General features: G+C 71.4%; 27 protein-coding genes and 1 pseudogene. 15 read left to right on the forward strand and 13 right to left on the reverse strand.

All coding sequences use genetic code 11. The annotated features are described in order from the left end of the window. Nucleotides 1-23: 23 nt before the first annotated feature. Nucleotides 24-911, forward strand: coding sequence for a hypothetical protein (locus ACTXG6_RS27700; RefSeq protein ID WP_445182319.1), 888 nt, complete (start codon nt 24-26; stop codon nt 909-911). Nucleotides 912-946: 35 nt separating this feature from the next. Here ACTXG6_RS27700 and ACTXG6_RS27705 read toward each other — a convergent pair whose 3' ends face one another. Next, complete coding sequence (locus ACTXG6_RS27705) at nt 947-1,798, reverse strand: LLM class F420-dependent oxidoreductase (protein ID WP_445182320.1); 852 nt, start codon at nt 1,796-1,798, stop codon at nt 947-949. Between the two features lie 48 nt (nt 1,799-1,846). After that, nucleotides 1,847-2,206, reverse strand: a complete 360-nt coding sequence (locus ACTXG6_RS27710; protein ID WP_445182321.1) for a MerR family transcriptional regulator — start codon at nt 2,204-2,206, stop codon at nt 1,847-1,849. A gap of 59 nt (nt 2,207-2,265) precedes the next feature. Here ACTXG6_RS27710 and ACTXG6_RS27715 point away from each other — a divergent pair. Together ACTXG6_RS27715 and ACTXG6_RS27720 are read left to right on the forward strand one after the other, a co-directional pair. Next, nucleotides 2,266-2,646: pseudogene (locus ACTXG6_RS27715) on the forward strand (MFS transporter); the annotation flags it as partial. Between the two features lie 82 nt (nt 2,647-2,728). Continuing rightward, nucleotides 2,729-3,691 carry an MFS transporter gene (locus ACTXG6_RS27720; protein ID WP_445190123.1) on the forward strand — a complete coding sequence of 321 codons (963 nt, stop codon included), beginning with the start codon at nt 2,729-2,731 and terminating at the stop codon, nt 3,689-3,691. Between the two features lie 22 nt (nt 3,692-3,713). Here ACTXG6_RS27720 and ACTXG6_RS27725 read toward each other — a convergent pair whose 3' ends face one another. Together ACTXG6_RS27725 and ACTXG6_RS27730 are read right to left on the reverse strand one after the other, a co-directional pair. After that, nucleotides 3,714-4,175, reverse strand: coding sequence for a MarR family winged helix-turn-helix transcriptional regulator (locus ACTXG6_RS27725; RefSeq protein ID WP_445182322.1), 462 nt, complete (start codon nt 4,173-4,175; stop codon nt 3,714-3,716). 88 nt (nt 4,176-4,263) lie between these two features. After that, complete coding sequence (locus tag ACTXG6_RS27730; RefSeq protein ID WP_445182323.1) at nt 4,264-4,959, reverse strand: PP2C family protein-serine/threonine phosphatase; 696 nt, start codon at nt 4,957-4,959, stop codon at nt 4,264-4,266. Nucleotides 4,960-5,069: 110 nt separating this feature from the next. Between ACTXG6_RS27730 and ACTXG6_RS27735 the strand changes: the two genes are divergently transcribed. From ACTXG6_RS27735 to ACTXG6_RS27770, 8 genes are all read left to right on the forward strand, one after another. After that, nucleotides 5,070-6,005 (forward strand): MOSC domain-containing protein, encoded by a 936-nt coding sequence (locus tag ACTXG6_RS27735; protein ID WP_445182324.1) that lies wholly within the window; start codon nt 5,070-5,072, stop codon nt 6,003-6,005. Further along, on the forward strand, nt 6,002-6,682 hold the full coding sequence (locus ACTXG6_RS27740; protein ID WP_445182325.1) for an NAD(P)H-binding protein: 681 nt from the start codon (nt 6,002-6,004) through the stop codon (nt 6,680-6,682). Before ACTXG6_RS27735 ends, ACTXG6_RS27740 begins: the two co-directional genes overlap by 4 nt. 120 nt (nt 6,683-6,802) lie before the next feature. Then, nucleotides 6,803-7,996: a globin domain-containing protein gene (locus tag ACTXG6_RS27745; protein ID WP_445182326.1), complete on the forward strand. Its 1,194-nt coding sequence runs from the start codon at nt 6,803-6,805 to the stop codon at nt 7,994-7,996. A gap of 405 nt (nt 7,997-8,401) precedes the next feature. Then, entirely contained in the window at nt 8,402-9,598 is a 1,197-nt protein-coding gene (locus ACTXG6_RS27750) for a MurT ligase domain-containing protein (RefSeq protein WP_445182327.1), read from the forward strand. Between the two features lie 31 nt (nt 9,599-9,629). Further along, nucleotides 9,630-10,343: a type 1 glutamine amidotransferase gene (locus tag ACTXG6_RS27755; RefSeq protein ID WP_445182328.1), complete on the forward strand. Its 714-nt coding sequence runs from the start codon at nt 9,630-9,632 to the stop codon at nt 10,341-10,343. Between the two features lie 146 nt (nt 10,344-10,489). Next, a complete protein-coding gene (locus tag ACTXG6_RS27760) occupies nt 10,490-10,933 on the forward strand; it encodes a hypothetical protein (protein ID WP_445182329.1) in 444 nt (147 codons plus the stop codon). Continuing rightward, nucleotides 10,834-12,396 carry a primary-amine oxidase gene (locus ACTXG6_RS27765; protein ID WP_445182330.1) on the forward strand — a complete coding sequence of 521 codons (1,563 nt, stop codon included), beginning with the start codon at nt 10,834-10,836 and terminating at the stop codon, nt 12,394-12,396. The genes ACTXG6_RS27760 and ACTXG6_RS27765 overlap by 100 nt, the downstream gene beginning before the upstream one ends. Before the next feature lie 38 nt (nt 12,397-12,434). Beyond that, nucleotides 12,435-13,880: an aminobutyraldehyde dehydrogenase gene (locus ACTXG6_RS27770; RefSeq protein WP_445182331.1), complete on the forward strand. Its 1,446-nt coding sequence runs from the start codon at nt 12,435-12,437 to the stop codon at nt 13,878-13,880. Here the strand turns inward: ACTXG6_RS27770 and ACTXG6_RS27775 are convergent. Beyond that, nucleotides 13,865-15,046, reverse strand: coding sequence for a CaiB/BaiF CoA transferase family protein (locus ACTXG6_RS27775; RefSeq protein WP_445182332.1), 1,182 nt, complete (start codon nt 15,044-15,046; stop codon nt 13,865-13,867). The two genes, ACTXG6_RS27770 and ACTXG6_RS27775, sit on opposite strands and share 16 nt — an antisense overlap. Nucleotides 15,047-15,185: 139 nt before the next feature. Here ACTXG6_RS27775 and ACTXG6_RS27780 point away from each other — a divergent pair, with 139 nt between their 5' ends. Next, nucleotides 15,186-15,371: a DUF1707 SHOCT-like domain-containing protein gene (locus ACTXG6_RS27780; protein ID WP_445182333.1), complete on the forward strand. Its 186-nt coding sequence runs from the start codon at nt 15,186-15,188 to the stop codon at nt 15,369-15,371. On the opposite strand, the gene ACTXG6_RS27785 is transcribed toward ACTXG6_RS27780, so the two are convergent. The 6 genes from ACTXG6_RS27785 to ACTXG6_RS27810 all read right to left on the reverse strand — a co-directional run bounded on the left by ACTXG6_RS27785 (nt 15,340) and on the right by ACTXG6_RS27810 (nt 19,868). Then, on the reverse strand, nt 15,340-16,200 hold the full coding sequence (locus ACTXG6_RS27785; protein ID WP_445182334.1) for a slipin family protein: 861 nt from the start codon (nt 16,198-16,200) through the stop codon (nt 15,340-15,342). The two genes, ACTXG6_RS27780 and ACTXG6_RS27785, sit on opposite strands and share 32 nt — an antisense overlap. A gap of 102 nt (nt 16,201-16,302) precedes the next feature. After that, nucleotides 16,303-16,620 carry a hypothetical protein gene (locus tag ACTXG6_RS27790; protein WP_445182335.1) on the reverse strand — a complete coding sequence of 106 codons (318 nt, stop codon included), beginning with the start codon at nt 16,618-16,620 and terminating at the stop codon, nt 16,303-16,305. 37 nt (nt 16,621-16,657) lie between these two features. Further along, a complete protein-coding gene (locus ACTXG6_RS27795) occupies nt 16,658-17,251 on the reverse strand; it encodes a GTP-binding protein (RefSeq protein ID WP_445182336.1) in 594 nt (197 codons plus the stop codon). Next, entirely contained in the window at nt 17,232-17,600 is a 369-nt protein-coding gene (locus ACTXG6_RS27800) for a DUF742 domain-containing protein (RefSeq protein ID WP_445182337.1), read from the reverse strand. Before ACTXG6_RS27800 ends, ACTXG6_RS27795 begins: the two co-directional genes overlap by 20 nt. Before the next feature lie 13 nt (nt 17,601-17,613). Then, complete coding sequence (locus tag ACTXG6_RS27805) at nt 17,614-18,012, reverse strand: roadblock/LC7 domain-containing protein (protein ID WP_445182338.1); 399 nt, start codon at nt 18,010-18,012, stop codon at nt 17,614-17,616. After that, a complete protein-coding gene (locus ACTXG6_RS27810) occupies nt 18,009-19,868 on the reverse strand; it encodes a sensor histidine kinase (RefSeq protein WP_445182339.1) in 1,860 nt (619 codons plus the stop codon). The genes ACTXG6_RS27805 and ACTXG6_RS27810 overlap by 4 nt, the downstream gene beginning before the upstream one ends. A gap of 416 nt (nt 19,869-20,284) precedes the next feature. Here ACTXG6_RS27810 and ACTXG6_RS27815 point away from each other — a divergent pair, with 416 nt between their 5' ends. Beyond that, a complete protein-coding gene (locus tag ACTXG6_RS27815) occupies nt 20,285-21,274 on the forward strand; it encodes a copper resistance D family protein (protein ID WP_445182340.1) in 990 nt (329 codons plus the stop codon). 242 nt (nt 21,275-21,516) lie between these two features. Here the strand turns inward: ACTXG6_RS27815 and ald are convergent, their stop codons facing one another. Next, entirely contained in the window at nt 21,517-22,632 is a 1,116-nt protein-coding gene (ald, locus tag ACTXG6_RS27820; protein ID WP_445182341.1) for an alanine dehydrogenase, read from the reverse strand. Nucleotides 22,633-22,734: 102 nt separating this feature from the next. On the opposite strand from ald, the gene ACTXG6_RS27825 reads away from it, so the two are divergent. Continuing rightward, nucleotides 22,735-23,244: an Lrp/AsnC family transcriptional regulator gene (locus ACTXG6_RS27825; protein WP_445182342.1), complete on the forward strand. Its 510-nt coding sequence runs from the start codon at nt 22,735-22,737 to the stop codon at nt 23,242-23,244. A gap of 35 nt (nt 23,245-23,279) precedes the next feature. On the opposite strand, the gene ACTXG6_RS27830 is transcribed toward ACTXG6_RS27825, so the two are convergent. Then, nucleotides 23,280-23,810 (reverse strand): CGNR zinc finger domain-containing protein, encoded by a 531-nt coding sequence (locus ACTXG6_RS27830; protein WP_445182343.1) that lies wholly within the window; start codon nt 23,808-23,810, stop codon nt 23,280-23,282. A gap of 93 nt (nt 23,811-23,903) precedes the next feature. Between ACTXG6_RS27830 and ACTXG6_RS27835 the strand changes: the two genes are divergently transcribed. Further along, a complete protein-coding gene (locus ACTXG6_RS27835; RefSeq protein ID WP_445182344.1) occupies nt 23,904-24,371 on the forward strand; it encodes a VOC family protein in 468 nt (155 codons plus the stop codon). Nucleotide 24,372: the final 1 nt, after the last annotated feature.

Consider the following 24,372-nt stretch of genomic DNA (forward strand, 5'->3'; position numbering starts at 1 on the left):
GTGGGACAGAGGAGGCACCACCCGTGAGTACCGAGGAGTCGACCCCACCCGGTCCGGCCGCCCCCGAACCAGCCCCGACGACCGCGCCGGACGCCGCCCATCTGGCGCAGCTGAACTCGGTGCGGGCCGAGCTGAGTCGGCTCGAGGAGATCATCTGCGCTGGGCACCACCCGATCTCCTCGGTCACCAGCACGGTGACCCACTCACTCAGCCACAGCGCGGAGCGGGTGCACGACGCCGCTCGGCAGGTCCACGTGCCGGCCTGGCTGCGGGCCACCCGGGGCGAGAGCCGCTGGCCGGTCGCCGGCATCGTTGTGGTGGCGATCGCGCTGCAGCTGGCCCTGCCGGACCGGTTGACCCTGCTGTCCAGGTGGTTGATGCCCAGCCTGGAAGCGGCACTGCTGCTGGCCCTGATCGCGGCGAACCCGACCCGGCTGGACCGGGAGTCCGCCGTGCTCCGGGCGGGCAGCCTGACCCTGACCTCGCTGATCAGCCTGACCAACGCCTGGGCCGCCGTGGTGTTGGCGACCGACCTGGTGGCCGGCCGCGCCGGCGACGAGGCCGGCCCGCTGCTGTCCACCGGCGCCGCCGTCTGGCTGACGAACATCATCTCGTTCGCGCTGTGGTACTGGCAGTTCGACCGCGGTGGGCCGGCCGCCAGAGCCCACGCGCGGCGCCGCATCCCGGACTTCGCGTTCGTCCAGATGCAGTCCCCGGACCTGGCCCACCCGGACTGGGAGCCGGGCTTCGTGGACTATCTCTACCTGTCGTTCACCAACGCCACCGCCTTCAGCCCCACCGACGTGATGCCGCTGTCCCGGTGGGCGAAGCTGACCATGCTGGTCCAGTCGCTGGTCTCGCTGATCACGGTCGCGCTGGTGATCGCGCGTGCGGTGAACGTACTGAAGTGACCGGCGCGGCCCGACCCCGACGCGGCCGGCCACACTCAGCCCAGCAGCACCTCGGCGAGCGCCCGGTAACCGGGCATCGGGTCCGCCCCCGGGCCAGCGAGCACCTGGATGCCGACGTGGTCCGCGCCGGCCTCGACGTGCCGCAACACGCTGGCCCCGATCTCCGCCGGCGTCCCGTGCGGTACCAGCGCGTCCACCATCCGGTCACTGCCGCCGCCGGCCACGTCCGCCTCGGTGAACCCCAGGCTGAGCAGGTTGTTCACGTAGTTGCGCAGGCTGAGGTACGGCGTGCGCAGGAACGGCCGCGCGATCGCCCTGGCGGCCGCCGGGCCGGTCTCGACCACCACGGTCTGCTCGGGTACCAGCAGTCGGTCCGGCCCGAGCGCGGCGCGGGCCCGGTGGGTGTGTTCGGGCACCGTCAGGTACGGGTGCGACCCGGCGGCCCGATCAGCCGCCAGTACCAACGCCTTCGGCCCGAGCGCGGCGAGCACCCGCCGCGAGGCCGGCACCCCACCCTCGTCGAGCCCGTCCAGGTACTCGACGATCTTGTCGATCGGCCGCTGGTACGTCTTGACGGCCTCGGGGTGGCCGACGCCGACACCGAGCAGGAACCGGTCCGGATGCTTCGCCGCGATCCGCTGGTACGACCGGGCGATCTCGGCCGCGTCGTTGGTCCACATGTTCACGATCGCGGTGGCCACCGTGATCGTCTCGGTGGCGTCCAGCACCCGTTCGACCAGCTCCAGCTCCGGGACCGGGGCGACGCCGAGGCCGAGCCACACCGTGCCGTAGCCCAGTGCCTCCGCCTCGACCGCGTACCTCAGGCGCGCCCCGTCACCATGGACCGGGTTGAGCCACGCGCCGATCGTGCCCAGTTCGATAACCATGCCCCCACGGTCCCCCGGCCCGGCCCACCGTGGCAGGCATTGCCAGTCCTACCCGCGGCGGACGGCGTCGAGGTAGGCGCTGATCGCGTCCCGGTTGCGGCCAAGGCAGCTGATCCGGGCGTCCATCTGGTCGCGTTCCCGCTCGAGGGTCGCGATCAGGTCGGGGGTCGCGTCCGTGACGTGGATCGTGCAGGGGTTGTCCAGGCAGGGCAGCACCTGTTTGATGATCTTGGTGGGCAACCCGGCGTCGAGCAGCCCCCGGATCTGGACGACCCGGTTGACGAGGGCCTCGGCGTAGTCGCGGTAGCCGTTCGCCGCCCGGTCCGGCGTGAGCAGCTCCTGCTCCTCGTAGTAGCGCAGCAGGCGGGTGGGCACGCCGGTGCGCTCGGCCAGCTCTCCGATGCGCATGCGGGATACCTCTCAATCGACTTTCCCTCACATTAGTGTGAACGTCCGACGATGGCGGCATGCCCGTACCGCCCGCGAACCCGGCCGCCAAGACTTCGGCCGCCAAGACTTCGGCTGCCAGGACCTCGGCCGCGACGACACGGGCCACGCTGGCCGTGCTGTCGACGGCCCAGTTCCTGATCGCGCTGGACTACTCGATCATCTACATCGCGCTGCCGAGCGTGGCGGCCGACCTGCACCTGGAACCGGCGCTGGCGCAGTGGGTGGTCAGCGCGTACGCCGTGCTCTTCGCCGGGTTCCTCGTCGTCGGGGGGCGGCTGACCGACCGGGTCGGGGCCAAGCGGCTGTTCATCGTCGCGATGGTGGCCTTCGGGGTGGCCAGCGCGATCGGCGGCGCGGCCGGGGACGGGGCGGTGCTGCTGGCCGCCCGCGGTGCCCAGGGGCTCGGCGCGGCGCTGCTGCAACCCGCGGTGCTCGGCCTCATCGGGACCACGTTAGACCGGCCCGGCGCGGAGCAGGGCGCTGGCGGTCTGGGGTTCGGTCGGCGCGTCCGGGCTCGCCGCCGGCGCGATCCTCGGCGGACTGCTCACCGCCGCGTCCTGGCGGCTCACCTTCGTGATCAACGTGCCGCTCACGCTGCTGTGCGCGCTCGGCGCGGCGGCCTGGGTCGGCGCCGGGCAGCGGACGCCGGCCGGCCGCACCCCGCTGCTCGCCTCGGTACTCGGCACCGGCACCGTGCTCGCGCTGGTCCTCGGCCTGACTCTGGGCTCGGAGCGGGGGTGGACCGCCACCCCGACCGTCGGCTGCCTGGGGCTCGCGCTGCTGCTGTTCGTCGGTTTTGTGCACAACGAGCGGACCGCGCGCACCGTACTGATCGAGCCCGTGCTGCGGCGCACCGGCTCGCTGCGGGTCGGGGCGGCGGCCACCGCGCTGTACATGGCCAGCGTCGGCTCCGAGTTCTACCTGCTGACCCTGCTGCTGCAGGCCGCGAAGGGCTATCCGCCGCTGCGCGCGGGACTGGCGTTCCTGCCACTGGCCGTACTGGTGACCGCGGGCAGCACGGCGGCGGGTCGGGCAGTGCGCCGGTTCACCCCGTCCACCGTACTGACCAGCGGTTTTCTCATCGCCACCGGCGGTCTGCTCTGGCTCTCCCTGACCCTGCACGGCGACTCCTACGCCGTGGACCTGCTCCCCGGGCTGCTGCTCAGCGGGTTCGGGCACGGACTGATCTACACGTCCATGTTCATCATCGGCACCCGGGACGTGCCGGCGGCGCACCAGGGCACGGCGGGGGCCTTGCTCACCACGTCGCAGTACCTGTCCGGGGCGGTCATCGTCGCCGTCCTGACGCTCACGCTCGCCCAGGCGCCGGGCCCGGCGAGCTTCCGGACCGCCTTCCTGCTCACCACCGCCGCGGCCGCGGCGGGCCTGGTCCTCGCCCTCGGCACCACCCGGCGGGCGGAGCCCCCGAGTCGCAGCGGATGAGCCGCACCGCCGGCGCCCGGCGTCAGGAGGAGCTGAACTGACGCTGGTGCTCGGTCACCTCGATCAGCAACTTCTTGAACTCGTCGAACGTCTCCCGCCCCAGCCGGTCGGCGTGCCGCCGCTGGATGCCGGCCATGATCCGGTCGGCCGCCCGCACCAGCCGCAGTCCCCTCGGGGTCGGGCAGACCAGCTTGGCCCGCCGGTCGGCCGGATCCGGGTGGCGCTCGACGTAGCCGAGGCTCTCCAGCTCGTCGACCATGCTGCCCACGACCTGCTTGTGCTGCCCGGACAACCGGGACAGCTCGGTCGCCCGGACACCCTGCGGGTCGAGGTAGGCCAGTACCGCGCCGTGCCTGGGCTGGATGTCGGCGAAGCCCTTCGCCGCGAGCGAGGCGAACAGCTCGCTCTGCACCGCGAACAGCAGCCGCCCGGACAGGACGCCCAGGTCGGGGTTCGTCCTGTTGCGCTCCGCGCGGATGCCCATCGTGCGCGCCGCCCCCCCGCCGTGTCCCCAGGGCGCCCCCCGCCCACGTGGCAGCTCAGTCTAGGGCGTGTCCGGTGTCCTGGTCCCGTTACCAGGTGTCCCTGACCAGCGCGGCCGCGGCGTTGTCCCGGCTGCCGGCCCGGCGGGCCGCCGCCAGCAGCGCCTCGGCCGGGTCCTGCTCGGCGTCGCGCAGCGCGGCCTCGATCTCGTCGCGGCCCAGCGTCTTGTGCACGCCGTCGGTGGTCAGTAGCAGCGGGCCGGGCGGCAGCGTCGCGGTACCGTCGGGTTCCAGCCGCGACCGCAGGCTGGAGGTGAGGATGTGCTCCGCGCTCGCCGGCGGGTCCTGGCCGAGCGCACGCATCCCCTGCGCCAGCGTGTGGTCCGTGGTGGCCTGCACCAGCGCACCGTCGCGCCAGGTCCAGGCGCGGCAGTCGCCGACCCACGCGATGTCCCACCCGCTCCGCGGCTCGCCGACCGCCACCACCAGCGCGCTGTCACCGGCGCCGGCCGGGTCGACGGACACCACGACGTCCCGCGCCTCGGCCAGTGCCTCCAGTGCGCCGGCGGCCACGCCGGCCCGCGCGGCGGTGTCCGCGGCCACCTGCCCGGCCCACGCGGCGTCCAGGCTGTCGCCGACGCCGTCGGCGACCGCGACCGCTATTCGGTAGCGGTCGCGCCGGTACGCGGTAGCGTCGGCACCGTACCGACGTGCCCCCTGGTCAACGGCGACCCAGATTGCTGAGCCGGACGCGGCCCCGCGCATGGGTTGCTCGATCGCGGTCATGGTGACCTCCCCCGCCGATGCGGTTCTACTGTGACCAGATTGATCTCCGAAGCTGTGTAGGCGCTGTAAAACCGGTATGCGGCGGTGAGCAGCATGACCGGAGGTGACAGGTGAGCCGAACCGACGGCCCGCTCGGCGGACAACGGACCCGACCGGCGCCGGCGCTTCGCCCGGACGCCCGCTCGGGCACGCTGAGCGCCATCTGGCGCTACCCGGTGAAGTCGTGCCGGGGGCACCCGGTCGACACCGCCGTGGTGGAGCCCTGGGGGTTGGCCGGGGACCGGCGGTGGGCACTCCTCGACGCCGACGGCAGGACGGTGACCGGCCGCGAGTACCCGCGGTTCGTGCTGATCACACCGGAGATCGTCTCCCCGGCGGGTCTGGTGCTGCGGGCGCCCGGCGCGCCCGACCTGCGGGTGCGGAGCCCGGAACACGGCCGCCCCGTCGAGTTGACGCTGTGGGCCAGCCGGCTGCGGGCGCTGCCGGCGGACGAGGCCGCGAGTGCCTGGTTCAGCGCGGTACTGGACGCGCCGGTGCGGCTGGTGTACCTGGCCGACCCCACCGTGCGCCCGGTCGACCCCACCTACGGCCTGGCCGGGGACCGGGTGTCCCTGGCGGACGGCTACCCGCTCCTGCTCACCGCGCGGGAGTCGCTGGACGCGCTCAACGACCTGGTGGCGGAAGGCTCCGGCGGCGCCGACGGGCCGTTGTCGATGATCCGGTTCCGGCCCAACCTCGTGGTGTCCGGCGGACCGGCATGGGCCGAGGACGACTGGCGCCGGGTGCGGATCGGCGACGCCGTGTTCCGGATGGTGAAGCGGTGCGCCCGGTGCGTGTTCACCACCGTCGACCCGGACACCGCCGAGCGCGGCAAGGAGCCGCTGCGCACCCTGGCAAGGCACCGCAGGTGGGATGGCAAGACCTGGTTCGGGGTGAACCTGATCCCGGACAACCCCAGCGTCACCGTGCGGGTCGGGGATCCGGTCGAGGTGCTCGAGTGGTCCGGGGCCAAGATGAGTCGATCACAGGGAGGCGGGGGCCGGTGAAGGTGATCCTGTTCGGCGCGACGGGCATGGTGGGCCAGGGTGTGCTGCGCGAGTGCCTGCTCGACGACCGGGTGGAGCAGGTGCTCGCGGTGGGGCGCACCCCGGTCGGCACCGCGCACGCCAAGCTCACCGAGATCGTCCGGGTCGACGTGTCCGACCTGTCCGGGGTGCGGGAGCAGCTCGCCGGCTACCAGGCGTGCTTCTTCTGCCTCGGCGTCTCCTCGGCCGGCATGGCCGCGGCCGAGTACCACCGCCTCACCTACGACCTGACGCTGGCCGCCGCGGCCGCCGTCGCCGAGGCAAGCCCGGACCTGACCTTCATCTACGTCTCCGGACAGGGCGCCGACAGCACCGAGAAGGGCCGGATCCGGTGGGCCCGGGTGAAGGGTGCCACCGAGAACGCGCTGCGGGCGCTGCCGATGCGCAACTACGCCTTCCGGCCCGGCGTCATCCAACCGGTCCACGGCGTCACCTCGAAGACCCGGCTCTACGCGGTGATCTACCGGGTGGCCGGCCCGCTGTTCCCGGTGCTGCGCCGCCTGGCGCCGGGCTCGCTCACCACCACCGAGACCCTGGGCAGGGCGATGATCGCGGTGGCCGAGCGCGGCTACCCCGAGCCGGTGCTGGAGAACAGGGACATCAACTCGGCTGGAAGATCGAGCCGCACTATCGGGTGATGAGCCCTGCTCGAGGACCCTCCAGAGCACTAGTCTGGCCGCAGCGGACAGGCCGGGTAGCTCTTCCGAGGGATGCCCCAAGGCGGAATGAACACGTTGAGCGAGCAGGGGTGAGGCGTTGTGTCCGCTGAGCGGGTCGCGTTCAGCGACGTGGCGGCTCAGGTCCCGGTGACCGGCTCCCCCGTGCCGCCCCCTGACCTGAACCGCAATGCGGAACTGGTCCGGAGCAGCTTCGTCGCCATGGCGCCCCGGCTGGACAAGGTCCTCGCCCGGTTCTACGCCGTGCTCTTCTCCTGGTCCCCCCAGCTGCGCGAGTACTTCCCGATCAGCATGGAGTCCCAGCGCGACCGTCTGGCCCGGGTGCTCAACCACGTCGTCGGCGCGCTCGACCGGCCCGACGACCTCGTCCCGTTCCTGGCCCAGCTCGGCCGCGACCACCGCAAGTTCTCCGTGCTCGACGAGCACTACCCGATCTTCGGGAAGGCACTGCTGACGGCACTGGCCGCCGAGTCCGGCGACGTCTGGACCATGGAGGTCGCCACCGCCTGGGCGCAGACCTACCAGTTCATGGCCGAGACGATGGCCGCCGCCGCGCGCGCCGAGACGACGCCGGCGTGCTGGGCCGGGGAGATCATCGAACACCAGCGGCTGGACCGGGACGTGGCGGCGGTTCGGGTGCGCACCGACCCGCCGCTGCCCTACCGGCCCGGCCAGTACGTCAGCGTGGAAACCCCGCACCGCCCGAGAGTGTGGCGGTACTACACGCCCACCACCGCGCCCCGGGCCGACGGCACCATCGAGCTGCTGGTGAAAGCGGTCGGCTACGGCGGCGTGAGCCGTGCGATCGTGTCCTCCGGGCGCGCCGGCGACACCTGGCGGCTCGGCCCCGCACTGGGCCGACTGCCCGACCAGATCTCGCCGGACCGCGGCCTGGTGATGATCGGCGGCGGAACCGGGATCGCACCGATCCAGGCGATCCTGCACGGCATGGAGACCGCCGGGACGCCGCCCCGCGGCGCGATCGTCTACTACGGCGCCCGCTCCTGGGAGGGCCTGCACGCACTGGACAACCTGCGCTCGATGTCCTACCGGAACCGCTGGCTCGACGTGGTGCCGGTGGTGCAGGAGCCGCCGCCGGTCAGCGGTCCCGAGATCGGTCAGCTCGCCGAGACCGTCGTCCGGCACCGGACCTGGGCGGACCGTGACGTGCTCGTCAGCGGCTCCCCCGCGATGCTGCGCGCCACCGTCGGAGCGCTGCTCACCGCCGGCCTGCCGCTGGAGCGCATCCACTACGACCCGTTCGTGGACGACTAGACCACCTCAGACGACCGCATCGGGTGCCCCGGGAACCTCGTTCCCCGGGCACCCGCGCGTCGGCCGAACGGCCCAACTTTGATCGCTGACTGTGACCGCTCTCAGCGGAAAGTTTCTCCGTTCACCCGCTGACCAGCCACTTTGCGCGGGCCTCGCGAGATTTTGAGATAACACCCGCACGGAGCGTCGCCGATCGCCCGTGGCATCGTTGGTTCCTGTGTAGTTCCTAAGACTGTTTATGAGGTTCCTGTGGATCTGGCAAGGAGCCTCCCGCCGCGGTCGTGGCCGGATTGCTGACGAGTGGGGTGTACCACGAGCACGTCCAGAGTTGTCGAGTCGCCGCCTCAGATCCTCGCTGCCCCGACGGGCCGTCCCGCTGGCCTCGGCCGGTGGACCGCGACCGCGGTGCGCGCCGGTCAGGCGGTCGCCGCGCTGTCGCGCCGGGCCGGGCGGGGTAGCGGCTCCATCATCGGTGGCCGGGTCACCCTGGCCCTCGATCCGTCCGCGCTGCGCCGGCTGGCGGCCGGTCGCCGGGTGGTGCTGGTCTCGGGCACCAACGGGAAGACCACCACCAGCCACATGCTCGCCGCCGCCCTGGGCAACCTCGGCGCGGTCGCGCACAACGCCTCCGGCTCGAACATGGCCGACGGCGCCGTCGCCGCGCTGGCCGAGCGACCGGACGCGCCCTGGGCCGTCCTCGAGGTCGACGAGCTGCACCTGGCCTCGGTGGCCCGCCGCTGCCACCCCACCGCGATCGTGCTGCTCAACCTCACCCGCGACCAGCTGGACCGGGCCGCCGAGGTACGCCGCACCGCGGCCAGCATCGGCGCGGCCCTGGCCGAGCTGCCGGACACCGCGGTGTTCGCCAACGCCGACGACCCGATGACGGTATGGGCCGCCGACCACGCCACCGGCCCGGTGCACTGGGTCGCCGCCGGCTCGGAATGGCGGGCGGACTCGCTGACCTGCCCCCGCTGCGGGCGGCTACTCGTCGAGGCCACCGCGCACTGGAGCTGCGGCTGCGGGCTGGCCCGCCCACGCCCGACCTGGTGGCTCGACGGCGAGGCGGCCTGCCACGCCGAGTCGAGCACCCCGCTGTCACTGGGTCTACCCGGCGGGGTCAACCGCGCCAACGCACTGATGGCGCTCGCCGCCGCGCACCACGAACTGGTGCCACCGGCCCGCGCCGCTGACGCGATCGCCGAGCTGAGCCAGGTCGCCGGCCGCTACGCCGCCGTCACCCACGGACGGCACACCCTACGGCTGCTGCTGGCCAAGAACCCGGCCGGCTGGGCCGCCACCCTGTCCATGCTCGCCACCACACGCCCACTGGTCATCGCGGTCAACGCCCGAGAGGCCGACGGGCGCGACACCTCCTGGCTCTGGGACGTCGACTTCACCGCCCTGGGACGCCGCCCGATCGCGGCCAGCGGCGACCACGCCGCCGACGTCGGAATCAGACTCAGCTACGCCGACCTCGAACACCACACCGAAACCGACCCACTCACCGCCCTGGACCACCTACCCGCCGGCGACGTCGACGTGGTCGCCAACTACACCGCCTTCTACGCCCTGCAACAACGGCTGGGTGCCGGGCGCTGAGGCCTCGCGACGCGATGACGCTGACCAACGCATGACGAGCGACTCGTCAGTCCTGATCGGGCTGCTGCTGCCCGACGTACTCGGCACCTACTCGGACTCCGGCAACGCCACCGTGCTGGCGCAGCGCCTGCGCTGGCGCGGCATCCCGGCCGAGGTGCTGCGCTGCACCGCCGGGCAGGACCCGCCCACCGGGTGCGACATCTACCTGCTCGGTGGCGGCGAGGACACCGCCCAGCTGTTCGCCGCGAGCTGGCTGCGCAGCCACCGGGCGCTGTGCCGGGCCATGGAGCGCGGCGGCGTGACCCTCGCGGTCTGCGCCGGCCTGCAGATCCTGGGCCACACCATGGCGGACGGCACCGGCCGCGACCATCCTGGCGCCGGGCTGCTCGACATCACCACCCGACCGAGGCGTCGCCGGGCCATCGGCAACATCGTCACGGAGTGCCACCTGCCTGGCGTCGGACAGCTGTGCGGGTTCGAGAACCATCGCGGCGCCACCTCCCTCGGCCGGGACGCGCGCCCGCTGGGCCAGGTCGTCGACGGCATCGGGAACGGCGCCACCCCGTTCGGCCGGGCGGCCGTCGAGGGTGTGCTGAGCGAGCGGATCATCGGCACCTACCTGCACGGCCCGGTGCTGGCCCGCAACCCGGCTCTGGCCGATCACATCCTGGTCCGGGCCACCGGCGGGCCGCTGCCCCCGCTCGAGCTGCCCGACCAAGCGGTGCTGCGCGAGATGTACCTCTGACCCAGGTCCGTTCGGACCAACATAGGACCCACGTAGCCGCGGAAGTGGCCAGCTCCCGGGTGGAAAATAGCCAGATTGGCGTGGCACCAACACCCCCGCCGCCGCACCAGACTTCCGTGCATGGTCCTGGCAGGAGATGCTCACCGATGACTGCTCACCCGCTGGATCCGCTGTCCGAGGACGAGATCCGCGAGGTCGCCCGGATCCTGCGCCGCGAGCGCGAGGTAACCCGGCCCCAGTGGCGGATCGCCTCGATCGAGCTCGTCGAGCCGGCCAAGCAGCTGGTCCGGGAGTTCCGGCCCGGCGACCCGATCGAGCGCCGGGCCCGGGTGGTGCTGTGGAGCACGGAGACCGGCTCCGCCTACGTCGCCGTGCTGTCGCTGACCACCGGGAACGAAGCCGGGGAAGAAAACACCGTCGAGTCCTGGCAGCCCAACCGGGCCGCCAACCCAACGCCACCGTGGACGAGTGGCACGACTGCGACCGGGCCATGCGCTCCCATCCGGAGGTTCTCGCGGCGCTGGCCAAGCGCGGCATCGACGATCCCGAGCTGGTGCTGGTCGACGTCTGGACCTACGGCGCGCACCTGATCCCGGAGAAGTACACCGGGCTGCGCATCGGCTGGTGCGACCTGTGGCTGCGGGCGGCGCCGGACTCCAACCCCTACGCGCACCCGATCAGCGGGCTCAAGCTCGTCGTGGACCTGAACACGATGGCGCTGCTCGAGATCGAGGACACCCCGAGCGCGGGGTTCCCGCCGGTCCAGGGCGAGTACACCCCCAGGCACGTACCCGGATACACCGCCCGCACCGACCTCAGGCCGCTGGAGGTCAGCCAACCCGACGGCGCCTCGTTCACCCTGGACGGACACCTGCTCAGCTGGCAGAACTGGTCGCTGCGGCTGGGCTTCAACTACCGGGAGGGCCTGGTGCTGCACACCGTGTCCTACGCCGGGCGCCCCGTCGCCAACCGGATGTCCTTCGCCGAGATGGTGGTGCCCTACCGCGACCCCACCCCCGACCACGTCCGGCGCACCGCCTACGACATCGGCGAGTGGGGCCTCGGCTTCATGACCACCTCACTCGAACTGGGCTGCGACTGCCTCGGCGAGATCACCTACCTGGACGCGGTGCTGCACGACAGCGCCGGCGAGCCGAGGCTGGTCCGCAACGCGATCTGCATCCACGAGGACGACAACGCCGTGCTGTGGAAGCACGTCGACGAGCGGGCCGGCGCCGAGGTCCGCCGGATGCGCCGCCTCGTCGTGTCCATGCACGTCACCGTGGCCAACTACGAGTACCTGGTCTACTGGCGGCTGCACGAGGACGGCAGCATCGAGTGCGAGGTGCGGGCCACCGGGATCATGGTGACTACGCCGTTCGCCGGGGACGAGCCGCCGCCCTACGGCACCGTGGTGGACACCCAGACCTACGCGCCGATCCACCAGCACTTCATCGTCGCCCGCCTCGACATGGAGGTCGACGGCCCGGACAACACCGTGGTCGCCTCGGAGACCGAGCAGCTGCCGATCGGCCCGGACAACCCGCACGGCCTCGGACTCACCCAGCGCAGCCGGCCGCTGCGCACCGAGGACGAGGGACGCCAGGACTGCAACTGGGCCACCCAGCGCGCATGGAAGGTCACCAACCCGGGCCGGCGGAACAAGGTCGGCACCCCGGTGGCCTACAAGCTGGTGCCCGGCGCCGCCGTACCGCCGATGCTGGACCCGGCCTCGCCGGTGTTCCAGCGGGCCCAGGTGCTCGGCCACACGCTGTGGGTCACCCCGTTCCACCCCGACGAGCGCTGGCCGTGCGGCGAGTTCGTGAACCAGAGCGGCACCGACGAGGGGCTGCCGGTGTGGACCGCCGCGAACCGCTCGATCGAGAACACCGACCTGGTGCTCTGGTACGTGTTCGGCATCCACCACGTGCCCCGGGTCGAGGACTGGCCGATCATGCCGGCCGACACGGTCTCGTTCTGGCTGAAGCCGGCCGGCTTCTTCGACCACAACCCGGCGCTGGACGTGGCACCCAGCCGCCCCACCTGCCACTGAGCCGCCCACACCGAGAATTTCGGAGGAGACTGCCGACCATGACCGAGAAGAGCCAGCTGTCCAACTTCATCGACGGCGAGTTCGTGCCGCCGGCCGAGGGCAACTACACCGACGTGGTCAACCCGTCGACCGGTGCGGTGTACGCCTCGGCCCCGCTGTCCACCGGGCCGGACATCGACGCCGCGTTCAACTCGGCCCAACGGGCCTTCCGGGACTGGCGCAAGACGACGCCGGGCGACCGGATGAACTATCTGCTGAAGATGGCCGACGCGATCGAGGCCAACGCCGAGCGGCTGGTCCAGGTGGAGGCGGAGAACACCGGCAAGCCGGTGGCGCTGACCCTCGCCGAGGAGATCCCGCCGATGGTTGACCAGATCCGGTTCTTCGCCGGCGCCGCCCGGATGCTGGAGGGCAAGGCCAGCGCCGAGTACATGGCCGGCTTCACCTCCACCATCCGCCGCGAGCCGGTCGGCGTGGTCGGCTCGGTGGCGCCGTGGAACTACCCGATGATGATGGCGACCTGGAAGTTCGCACCGGCACTGGCCGCCGGCAACACCATCGTGCTCAAGCCGTCGGACACCACGCCGGCCAGTGCGGTGCTGATGGCCGAGCTGTTCGCCGACGTGCTGCCGGCCGGCGTGTTCAACGTCGTCTGCGGGGACCGTTCGACCGGCGCCGCGCTGACCCAGCACCCGATCCCGGCCATGGTGTCCATCACCGGCAGCACCGCGGCCGGCAAGGCCGTCGCGCACGCCGCCGCCGACCGGGTCAAGCGCGTGCACCTGGAGCTCGGCGGCAAGGCCCCGGTGATCGTGTTCGCGGACGCCGACATCGCAGCGGCGGCCGAGGGCATCGCGGTCGCCGGCTACTTCAACGCCGGGCAGGACTGCACCGCCGCCACCAGGGTGATCGCGGCGGCGAGCATCCGCGACGACCTGGTCGCGGCACTGGCCGAGCAGGCCGCCACCGTGCGGCTGTCCCGCGACGAGACGGCCGGCAGCGAGGACTTCTTCATCCCGCCGGTGAACAACCCCAACCAGCTGCGGCACGTGTCCGGGCTGGTGGAGCGCGCGCCGGCGCACGCACGGGTGGTGACCGGCGGGGAGCTGGGCGGCGGCGACGGTTTCTTCTACACCCCGACCCTGGTCGACGGGCTGCACCAGGACGACGAGCTGATCCGCACCGAGATCTTCGGCCCGGTGATCACGGTGCAGACCTTCACCGACGAGGCGGAGGCCATCTCGATGGCCAACGACACCGACTACGGCCTGGCCAGCAGCGTCTGGACCCGTGACCACGGCACCGCGCTGCGGGTCTCCGCCGCCATCGACACCGGCTGTGTCTGGGTGAACTGCCACATCCCGCTGGTGGCCGAGATGCCGCACGGCGGGGTGAAGCAGTCCGGCTACGGCAAGGACCTGTCGATGTACTCCCTGGAGGACTACACCCGCGTCAAGCACGTGATGTCCTACCTGGGCGAGTAACTCCCCAGCCACTTGCGCAGCTCCACGCCGTGCTCGTCCAGCTCCGGCGGCGGCAGCTGGTAGGCCACCGGGGTGGCGGAGAAGCGGATCGGGTGCCGGGTGGTGGGTACCGCCCGGTCCCCCTCGCCCACCGAGACGATCGGGTCCAGCCCGAGCTGCTCGGCGGTCTGGAAGCCGCCGTCGATGGTGTTGATCGGCCCGCACGGCACGCCGGCCGAGACGAGCGCGTCGAACCATTCGCCGGCACCGCGGGTGGCCAGCCGCTCGATCAGCCGCCGGCGCAGCTCGACCCGGTTGGCCGTGCGGTCGCTGTTGTTGCGGAACCGGGGGTCGTCGGCCAGCTCCGCACAGCCGAGCACCGCGCACAGCTTGCCGAACTGGCCGTTATTGGCCACTGCGATGATCATTTCCCGGTCGGCGGTGGGGAACGGCTCGTACGGGTAGACGCTCGGGTGCGCGTTGCCCATCCGGTACGGCACCACGCCGGCGGCGGCGTAGGCCGAGCTCTGGTTCACCATCCCGGTGAGCGCCGAGGACAGCAGGTTCACCTCGACGTGCTGTCCCTCGCCGGTGGCGTCCCGGTGGCGCAGCGCGGCCAGGATGCCGATCGTGGCGTGGTTGCCGGCGATCACGTCGATCACCGAGATACCGGCCCGGTACGCGGGGCCGTCCGGTTCCCCGGTCAGGCTCATCAGCCCGGAGATGGCCTGCACCATCAGGTCGTAGCCGGGCAGGTGCGCGCCGCCGGCCGCGCCGAACCCGCTGATCGAGGCGTACACGACGGCGGCGTTGGTGGCCCGCACGTTCGGGTAGTCCAGCCCGTACTTGGCCAGCCCGCCCGGTTTGAAGTTCTGGATCACGACGTCGGCCCGCCGCGCCAGCTCACGGCCCAGCTCGGCGTCGGCGGGGTCGCGCAGGTCCAGCACGATCGAACGTTTGCCCCGGTTGATGCTCAGGTAGTAGGTGGAGGTCTCGCCCCGGGCCGGCGGCGTCCAGGTACGCGTCTCGTCGCCCTGCGGCCCCTCGACCTTGATCACCTCGGCGCCCAGGTCCGCCAGCAGCATGGTGGCGTACGGCCCGGCCAGTACCCGTGAGAAGTCGGCCACCAGCAGGCCCGCCAGCGGCCCGCTCCCCCGCCGGGTATCCCCCGCCGCGCTGTCCACCATCCGAATCCGCCTCTCCGCAAAAAAAGAAGACCTACCGGCACCCGCCCCGCTGCCGTGCCGGGTCCAACCTCCCACATCTACACCGCCCGCCGCCCGGACCGGTGTCCTACCCTCGGGCGAACGGAGTGAAGGGCGGGCGATGCACCGGGATGTGCGCGCGTCGGACAGCGAGCGGGACGCGGTCGTGGAGCGGCTGCGGCGTGCGCTCGGGCAGGGGCGACTGAGCCTGGACGAGTACGACGTGCGGGTGGCGGCCGCCTACGCGGCCAGGACGCGGGGCGACCTCGCCGACCTCACCCAGGATCTGCCGGGGAGTCTCTGGTAACCAGCGGCTGCCCGTTGAGGGCGGCACCGGTCACCGGTGGCCGCTCGGCGGCCGGCGGTGTCTCGGTCCGCGCGCCGGTGGCCCGCTCGAAGAACCGCAGCAGCTCGACCGGGAACGGCATCACCAGCGTGCTGTTCTTCTCCGCCGCCACGTCGACGACGGTCTGCAAGAGCCGCAGCTGCAGTGCGCCCGGCGTCGCGGCCATCGCACCGGCCGCCTGGGACAGCTTCGTGGAGGCCTGCAGCTCGGCGTCGGCGACGATGATCCGGGCCCGGCGCTCCCGTTCCGCCTCCGCCTGCCGCGACATGGAGCGGCGCATCCCGTCGGGCAGCGAGATGTCCTTCACCTCGACCCGGTCGATGCTGATCCCCCAGTCCTCGGTGGGTGCGTCCAGTACCGCCTTCAGCTCACCGTTGATCTGCTCGCGGTCCGAGAGCAGCGTGTCCAGTTCCGCGCGGCCGATCACCGAGCGCAGCGAGGTCCGGGCCACCTGGGAGGTGGCCTGCAGGTAGTTCTCCACGTTGATGATCGCCTTGACCGGGTCCTCGACCCGGAAGTAGACGACCGCGTCCACCCCGATGCTGACGTTGTCCCTGGTGATCGCGCTCTGCGCCGGAATGTCGAGCACCACGGTCTGCAGCGACACCTTGGTCATCCGGTCCGCGAACGGCACGATCGCCCGCAACCCGGGTTCCCTGGTCTCCGGCAGCAGCTTCCCGAAGCGCAACACCACGCCGCGCTGGTACTGCTGCACCAGCCGCAGGCTCGAGCTGGTCAGCACCAGCGCCGCGATCACGATGACAATGAGGATGCTCAGCACGACGCTCATCCGATCGGCCCCTTTGAGGACGGAGCCGTAAATTCTGCCACCGATCCGGGCCGGGGGAACACTTCCTCCGCGAGAACGACCCGACTGTCCCAGTGGGCCCGCTCAGCCCGAGGTGACCCAGGCTTCCGGGTGCCTCGGCTCCGGCGCGGTGCTGGTGCGGGCCGGGGCGGGGCGCAGGCGGTGCAGGTGGTCGAGCAGCTCGGCGGAGGTGCGGGCCAGCTCGTCCAGCCGGATCTGCCGGGCCGCATCGTCCCTGCCGTACGGGCCGTCCGCGTCGAGCAGCCCCACCGCGACGCCGCGCAGCACGCCGACCAGGTACAGGTCCACCAGCTCCTCGCTGAGGTAGTAGCCGTCCCGCAGTCGGATGCTGGACCGGATCGTGGCGACCAGGCCGGCTACCGGCTCCGACTTGTGTTCCATGGTGGCCTCCTGAGGCATCGGGTCTTCGTGCGCTGTCTCAGGCATGCGTCAACGCGTGCTCGACCAGCGCGATGAGCGCGGCGCGGCTGGATGCCGTGTCGCGGGCGTCCATTCGCACCACGGGGAAGTTGCCGGGAAGTACCAGCGCCTCGCGTACCGAGTCGTCGCTGAACCCCGGTGTGTTCGGGAACTGGTTGAGCGCGAGCACGAAGGGCAGGCCGCGGTTCTCGAAGTAGTCGATCGCGGCGAAGGAGTCGTCGACCCGGCGCAGGTCGACGAGCACGATGGCACCGACCGCGCCGCGGGCCAGCTCGTCCCACATGAACCAGAACCGGTTCTGGCCGGGGGTGCCGAACAGGTAGAGGATCATCGCGTCGTCCACGGTGATGCGCCCGAAGTCCATCGCCACCGTGGTCGTCCGTTTCTCCGGCACCGCGTCCGCGTCGTCGACGCCGATCGACGCGGTGGTCATCTCCTCCTCGGTGCTCAGCGGCGGGATCTCGGACAGCGACCCGACGAACGTCGTCTTGCCGACGCCGAACCCGCCGGCGATCAGCACCTTCAGGGCCACCAGCTCGGACTCGGCCGACGCCGGTTGGCGGTACGGGGCCTCAGAGCGAGCGGAGTCCATCCAGGAGCCTCTCTAGGAGCTCGGCGTTGGGCCGGCCGTTCGGTTCGATGGGTGGTGGCAGGTGCATCGTGAGATAGCCGGCGTTGGCCAGGTCGCTCACCAGGACCCGGGTCACCGCGGCGGGCACCCGCAATGTCGCGCTGATCTCGATGACCGACACCGGCCCGGACACCAGGTCGAGGATCTCGCGGTACTCCACGTGCAGTGCGGCGTTGTGCCGGTCGGCCAGGTCGTTGGCGGTCACCATCGCCTCGATCGGCAACTCCTCGCCGCCCGAGCGGGTGCGGCCCCTGGTCAGCGCGTAGACCGGGACCACCCGCCAGGTGTCCTGCGCCTCGTGCGAACTCACGCCCATCCCACGTCTAGGACCGGGGGGTCGAGGCGAGGAGATGCCCGACCCGGTTGGCGAGCATGGTCATCTCGTAGCCGAGCAGCCCGATGTCGCACTCGCGCTCCGCGTAGACGGTCAGCGTGGAGCCCTGGCTCAGCGAGCTCACGAACAGGTACCCGCCGGCCATCTCGACGATCGTCTGGCTGAGCGGCTCGGCGCCGAGCACCTTGGCGGTTCCCCGGGACAGGCTGATCAGACCGGACGCGGCGGCCGCCAGTCGGTCCGCGAACGACGGATCGAGCCGCTCGGACGCCGCAACCCGCAACCCGTCCCCGGAGACGACCAGAGCGTGCCGCACACCGGGCAGAGCCTTGGCGAAGTCCGCCAGCAGCCAGTCGAGCTGACCGTTGGCGGGTGCTCCCAGCTTCATGCCCCTCCCCTGGGTCGTCCGTTGTCACCGGCGAATTCGCTGGCCCGGCCGCTGCCGGACTCGGCAACCGCCGCCTGACGGCTGGCCTGGTACTGGGACAGGGCGTGGGTGGGGTGCGGCGGCCGCGCCGGTGGGTCCGGTGGGTCCGGTGGCTCCGGTTGATCCGTGGGGTACCGCAGCTCCTCGGCGAGGTGGCTCTGGGGTACCCGCCGGGTGAGCCGGGGCTCCTCCGGGGCCGCCGGGGTCTCGCTCGGCTCCGGGTACGGCCGGGGTCGGGGTCGGGGTCGCGGACTGGGTGCTTCGGTCCGGCGGTCCGGCGCTGCTCGGTCACCGGGGTCTTCCGTCGGGCGCGGGGCCCGGTCCTGCGCCGGGCGGCCCATCGGGGGCACGAAGGGCGGCGGGCCCGACGGCGGTTCGACGAGTTCGTTCGGCGTCCACCAGCCGGTCCAGTCGCCGTTCGCACCGGTTCCCGGGATCGACGGCACCGACCGGGCGGTGGCCTCGATCGCCGGTGCCGTCGCCTGGCGGGGCATGGTCACCACCCAGTCGACCTCGGCCTCCAGAACGGTGCCCCGGTGTGGGTTCCGCGCGTGCCGGGACCTGCCCGGCGCCTGTCCCCAGCGCGCCGGGGCCGGCTCGACCCGGTGCCCGCGCGCTGCCCGTGGCAGCCCGCCCACCTCGGCGAGGCCCATGATCAGGCTGGCCGGCAGCAGTACGGCCGCGGTCAGGCCCCCGCCAGGGGTCGGTGTGAACGTGACCGCGATGTCGTGGCGGCGGGCCAGCCGGGCCACCACGTGGAAGCCGAGCTGCTGGGGCACCGTCAGGTCGACCTCCGGCGGATCGGTGAGCACCGTGTTGCTCGCCGCCAGCACGTCCGGTGTCATCCCGACACCCCAGTCCTCGATGGTGATGAGATGCGCCCCATCGGTCCCCACCTGGGCCCGGCTGCGGATCGTCACCGCGGCCGTCGGCGGTGAGTAGCGCACGGCGTTCTCGGTCAGCTCGGCCAGCAGGTGGGTCAGGTCGGACACGCTCCGCCCGGTCACCGCGACACTCTCGTCGATCGCGATGTCGACCCGCTCCAGGTCCTCGGTCTCCGCGATGGCCGCCCTGATGACCTCGTGAAGCGGCACCGGCGCGCTCCAGATCCGGGTCGGCGGCTCGCCGGAGAGCACCAGCAGGCTTTCCGCGTTGCGCCTGACCCGGGTGGCGAGGTGTTCGAGCTGGAACAGTTCGGACAGCGCGTCCGGGTCCCGTTCCTTGTCCTCGAGCTGGTTGATGATGTCGAGCTGCCGGTACAGCATGCTCTGGTTGCGCCGCGCGAGGTTGACCAACAGCTGCGAGGTGAACCGCCGCCGCTCCGCGCTGGCCAGTTTCTTGGTCAACTCGAACCGTTCGCGCTGGTCGTCCTCACTCACCCGCCAGTACATCACCATGCCGACGCACGCGGCCAGCACCGCGGCACCGTGAATGCCCGACCACACCCAGGGATTCTGCTGCGCCGCGGGATAGTCGAAAATCAAGTCGGTCTTGTACACGGAACCGAGACCGTGACTGAGCACGGTAAACCCGATATTCCACAGGAACGGGACCCAGTCCTGGTACAGCGCAATGAATCCGATGATGATGAAGAAATGGAAGTGCGCCTCGATCGAGCCGCGTGAAAAAACCACCAGTGCAGCCGAGCAGTAGGTCAGACCAGCGGTGATGAACACCGAGGCCGGCCGCCGCCGGGTAATGTAGTGGCCAAGTACCACACAAATTAGCGGTACTACCAGGATCCCGGTGACCGTGGCCAGATCATGGTGCAGGGCGAGCCCGAATATGAAGAGTGCCGGGAGGTGGATGCCCAGCACCCACTGCAACAACCTGTGTCGGCGCTGCCACTCAGCGTCATCGAGAAGGTTTCCCCTCGGCAGGTAATCAATTAGTGCCCCCATCGGTGGTCTCACCGAACCTCCAGGCCTCAATCACCATCGGTAGCGCCAAGTGGACCATTGCGCGGGGAGCGCCTCGGCGTCTGACGCGACTACGCTGACTCGCGCTCGAGGCACGCTACACACGTTGACGAGGTCGGTCACTATTGGATGCCCACAATCTTGATGACCGAGATAAGCAATTGCGTCATTCGGCCTAAACGCATTGTGGCATTTGGTGGTTTCCGGCGGCAGCCCGTTCGGCCAATCTGATTCGAGCGATGACCCTCGACCCCCGAACCCCAACGCGCACCAGCCTCCCCCGCCTCCTCGCTGCTCCCGCGGCAGGTCCTGTCGTGGGTCTGACGGCTGCCGTGCTCGCCACCTCCGTGGGCGCCTGGCTGACCGAGCCGGGGTCGGTGCCCGGCCTGGTGTTGCCGCCCCAGCTCGTCGAGTTCGGGGTTCCACTGGCGCGGGTGCTGCTCGACGTATCACTGACCGGCGTGCTCGGGCTGGGCCTGCTCCCCCTGTTGTTCAGCCGGCGCCAGGAGGCCGAGCTGCGCCCGGTGCTGGCCCTCGCGTACCGCGGTGCCCTGGTCGCGGCGCTCTGCTGGTTGACCGCGGCGCTGGTCTCGGTCGTTCTGCAGACCGCCGAGCTCGCCCCGGTCGCCGGGGTCACCGCGACGACACTGAGCGACTACGTCCGCAACTTCAGCGGCGCGCAAGCCCTGCTGGCCACCGCCTGCGTCTCCGCGTTCGCCGCCGCGCTGGCCGGCATCGGCATCCGGGCGCCGGGGCAGCTGCCGGCCCGGCTTCTCGTGGTCACCGTCGGGGTCGGCCTGCTGCCGCTGCTGGCGACCGGGCATTCCGGTGAGCTGTCCGCACGGTGGCACGACCTCACCATGGTGTCCCTGGAGCTGCACGTGTTCGCCGCGACGGCGTGGACCGGCGGGCTCGCCGCGGTTGCCGCCCTGCTGCTGACCCGCCCGGCGTTGCTGGCTCGCGCGCTACCGCGGTTCTCCGGGCTGGCCGGGGGGTGCCTGGCCGTGGTGGGCGCCACCGGGGTGCTCAACGCCTTCGTGGAGCTGGCCACCACACCGGGTGTGCGGGTACCCGCCGCACTGTTCAGCAGCCACTACGGACAGTTGGTGCTCGCCAAGGCCGGCTGTCTGGCCGTGCTCGCGCTGTTCGGCGGGCACATCCGGTTCCGGCTGCTGCCGTCGGTGGCACGGGGGCATCGGACGGTGCTGGCCGGGTGGATCGCCGGGGAGCTCGCCGTCATGGGCGTCGCCTTCGGCATCGCGGTCGTGCTGAGCCGGTCCGGCGTACAACCGGCCGGCGGCTGACCGGCACAGCATCGAACCTCGCCGACCTGGATGGACGACGTAGCCCTCGCCGAGTTCAACCACAGCGGCCCTCCCGGCGTGATCAACAGCTGGTCGGGTTGAACTCGGCGAAAACGGCCCAGAGCGACCGGCCCGCTTCGGTGGGCACCGACAACCTCGGTTAGAACGGTGTACCGACGGCAACCGGCCGGGGAGCGTTGCACTCCCCGGCCGGTTTCGCCACTCTGCTCTGTTTGCTCGGCTCAGCCGATGATCTCCTGAGCCGGCACGTACGCCAGGCCGTGCGCCTCGGCCACGGCGGCGGAGGTCAGCGAGCCGTCGTGCGTGCTCAGGCCCTCGGCCAGGCTCGGGTTGGCGCGCAGCGCGTCCCGCCAGCCCTTGTCGGCCAGCTGCAGCACGTAGGGCAGCGTCGCGTTGGTCAGCGCGTGGGTGGAGGTGTGCGGCACCGCCCCGGGCATGTTCGCCACGCAGTAGAAGACCGTGTCGTGCACCGGGTAGGTCGGGTCGGCGTGCGTGGTCGGGTGCGAGTCTTCGAAGCAGCCGCCCTGGTCGATGGCGATGTCGACCAGTACCGCGCCCTTCTTCATCCGGGACACCAGGTCGTTCGACACCAGCCGGGGCGCGCGGGCGCCGGGGATCAGCACGGCACCGATCACCAGGTCGGCGTCGAGCACGGCCTGCTCGAGGGAGAAGGCCGTGGAGTACACGGTCTGCACCCGGCCGTGGTAGCGGAAGTCCAGCTCGCGCAGCTTGTCGACGTCCCTGTCCAGCACGGTGACCCGGGCGCCCATGCCGACCGCGATGGCGGTGGCGTGCTGCCCGGAGACACCGGCGCCGATGACCACGACGTGCGCTCCGGGGGCACCGGGGACGCCGCCCATGAGCACACCACGGCCGCCCGAGCTGCGCATCAGGTGGTACGCGCCGGCCTGCGGCGCGAGCCGCCCGGCGACCTCGCTCATCGGGGCGAGCAGCGGCAGCCGGCCGTCCGGGGTGCGCACGGTCTCGTAGGCGATCGACGTGGTGCCGCCGGACAGCAGCGCGTCGGTGCACGGCGCGGACGCGGCCAGGTGCAGGTAGGTGAACAGGGTGAGGTCGGGGCGCAGGAAGCCGTACTCCTGGGCGATCGGCTCCTTGACCTTGAGCAGCAGGTCCGCGGTGCCCCACACCGACGCGGCGTCACTGAGGATCTGCGCGCCGGCCGACTTGAACTCCTCGTCGGGGATCGCCGAGCCCACTCCCGCGTCCTGCTCGATGACCACCTCGTGGCCTCGGGCGACCAGCTCCTGGACGCCGGCCGGGGTGATGGCAACCCGGAACTCGTTGTCCTTGACCTCGCGGGGAACGGCGATCCTCATGTCATCTCCCTAATAAGCGCTGAGTGGGTGGCGATGTCCCAATTGTGAAGATATAGGCCGTCAAGCGGAACAGATATGCAGATAATTCTGTACGCTACCCAGATGAACGCAGGAAGCTCGACCAGTCACCCCACGGCGGGGGCCGCGCCGCATGATGTGCGAGCGCCGCTGGACCGGGTCGACCGGGAGCTGCTGCGCCACCTCGAGCGCGACGCGCGGATCCCCAACAACGCACTCGCGGAACTGGCCGGAATCGCGCCGTCCACCTGCCTCGGGCGGGTGCGCGCCCTGCGCGCCAAGGGGGTGATCCGCGGCTACCACGCGGACATCGACCCGGTCTCCACCGGGCACCCGCTGCAGGCGATGATCTCGGTCCGGCTGCAGAGCGACGCCCGCAACCGGCTCGCCGAGTTCGTCAGCCGGGTCGGCGTGCTGCCGGAGGTGCGCGACGTCTACTTCCTGGCCGGGGTGGACGACTACATGGTCCACGTCGCCACGGCGGACACCGCCGCCCTGCGGGACTTCGTGGTGACGCTCAACGGGAACCCGGATGTGGCCGGCACCCAGACCAGCCTGATCTTCGAGCACATCCGGGTGCCGCAGACCTACTGACGCCGAGCGGCCGCGGACCGAGTCCCCGTGCGGAGTCAGGCCTCCTTGGCGCGCGCGTAGTGCCGGGCGGCCTTGGCCCGGTTGCCGCAGCCGGCCATCGAGCACCAGCGACGACCGCGCTTGGGGCTGGTGTCGTAGAAGTAGAGAACGCAGTCCGGGTGCGCGCAGTGCCGAACCCGGGAGGCGTCGCGGGTCAGCAGCTCCAGGTAGTTCACCGCCGCCGCCCAGCCGGCGCCCCGGGCCGGGTCGTCCAGCGCACTTGCCGTGCCGGGCCCGTCCGGGCCGAGCACCGGCCAGCTGTGACCCCAGCCCAGCACCTCGTTCAGCGCGGCCCGGGCCGACTCCGAGTCCGGCGCGTCAACGTGCGCCCTGATCGCTTCGCGGGCGATGAGCAGCGCGCGCCGGACCGGCTCGGTGGCCGGTTGGTCCAGGCCGACCTCGCCGAGCCACTGCCGGGTGCCCTCGACGTCGGAGAGCAGGTCCGACGGGGTGCCCCGGTTGTTCCACACGGTGTTGAGCAAGTCCAGGCCCAGCGGTTCGCCGAGCAGGGGTCGTTCGGTCGTCATGGTACGAGTCTAACCCCTCAGGACACATTGACAGGTATCACACTAACCGGTAGACATGAATGCATCGGTTAGCTCAAGCCTGGAGGGTATCCCATGACCACAGCACTGACCCCGACCGCCCTCAAGACCGGCCACGTGGGCCTCAACGTCACCGACCTAACCCGGTCGAAGGACTTCTACCAGCGGGTTCTCGGCCTCGAACTGATGGTGGACGGCCGCGACGGAGACCGCGAGTGGGCTTTCCTCGGCCGTGACGGGACCCTGCTGATCACCCTGTGGCGCCAGTCCGAAGGCCTGTTCGCCACCGCGCTGCCCGGCCTGCACCATCTCGCATTCCAGGTCGACACGCCGGAGGAGGTGCTCGCGGTGCAGCGGAATCTGAGCGACCTGGGCGCCGACTTCCACTACGACGGCGTGGTCGCGCACCGCGAAGGAGGCGACTCGGGCGGCGTGTTCTTCACCGACCCGGACGGCATCCGGCTCGAGGTCTACACGCCGTCCGGACTGGCCGGCAAGGACGCGGCGCCGGTCGGCGAAGCGCCGACCTGCGGATTCTTCTAGG

The sequence above is a fragment of the Pseudonocardia sp. Cha107L01 genome, assembly GCF_052566575.1.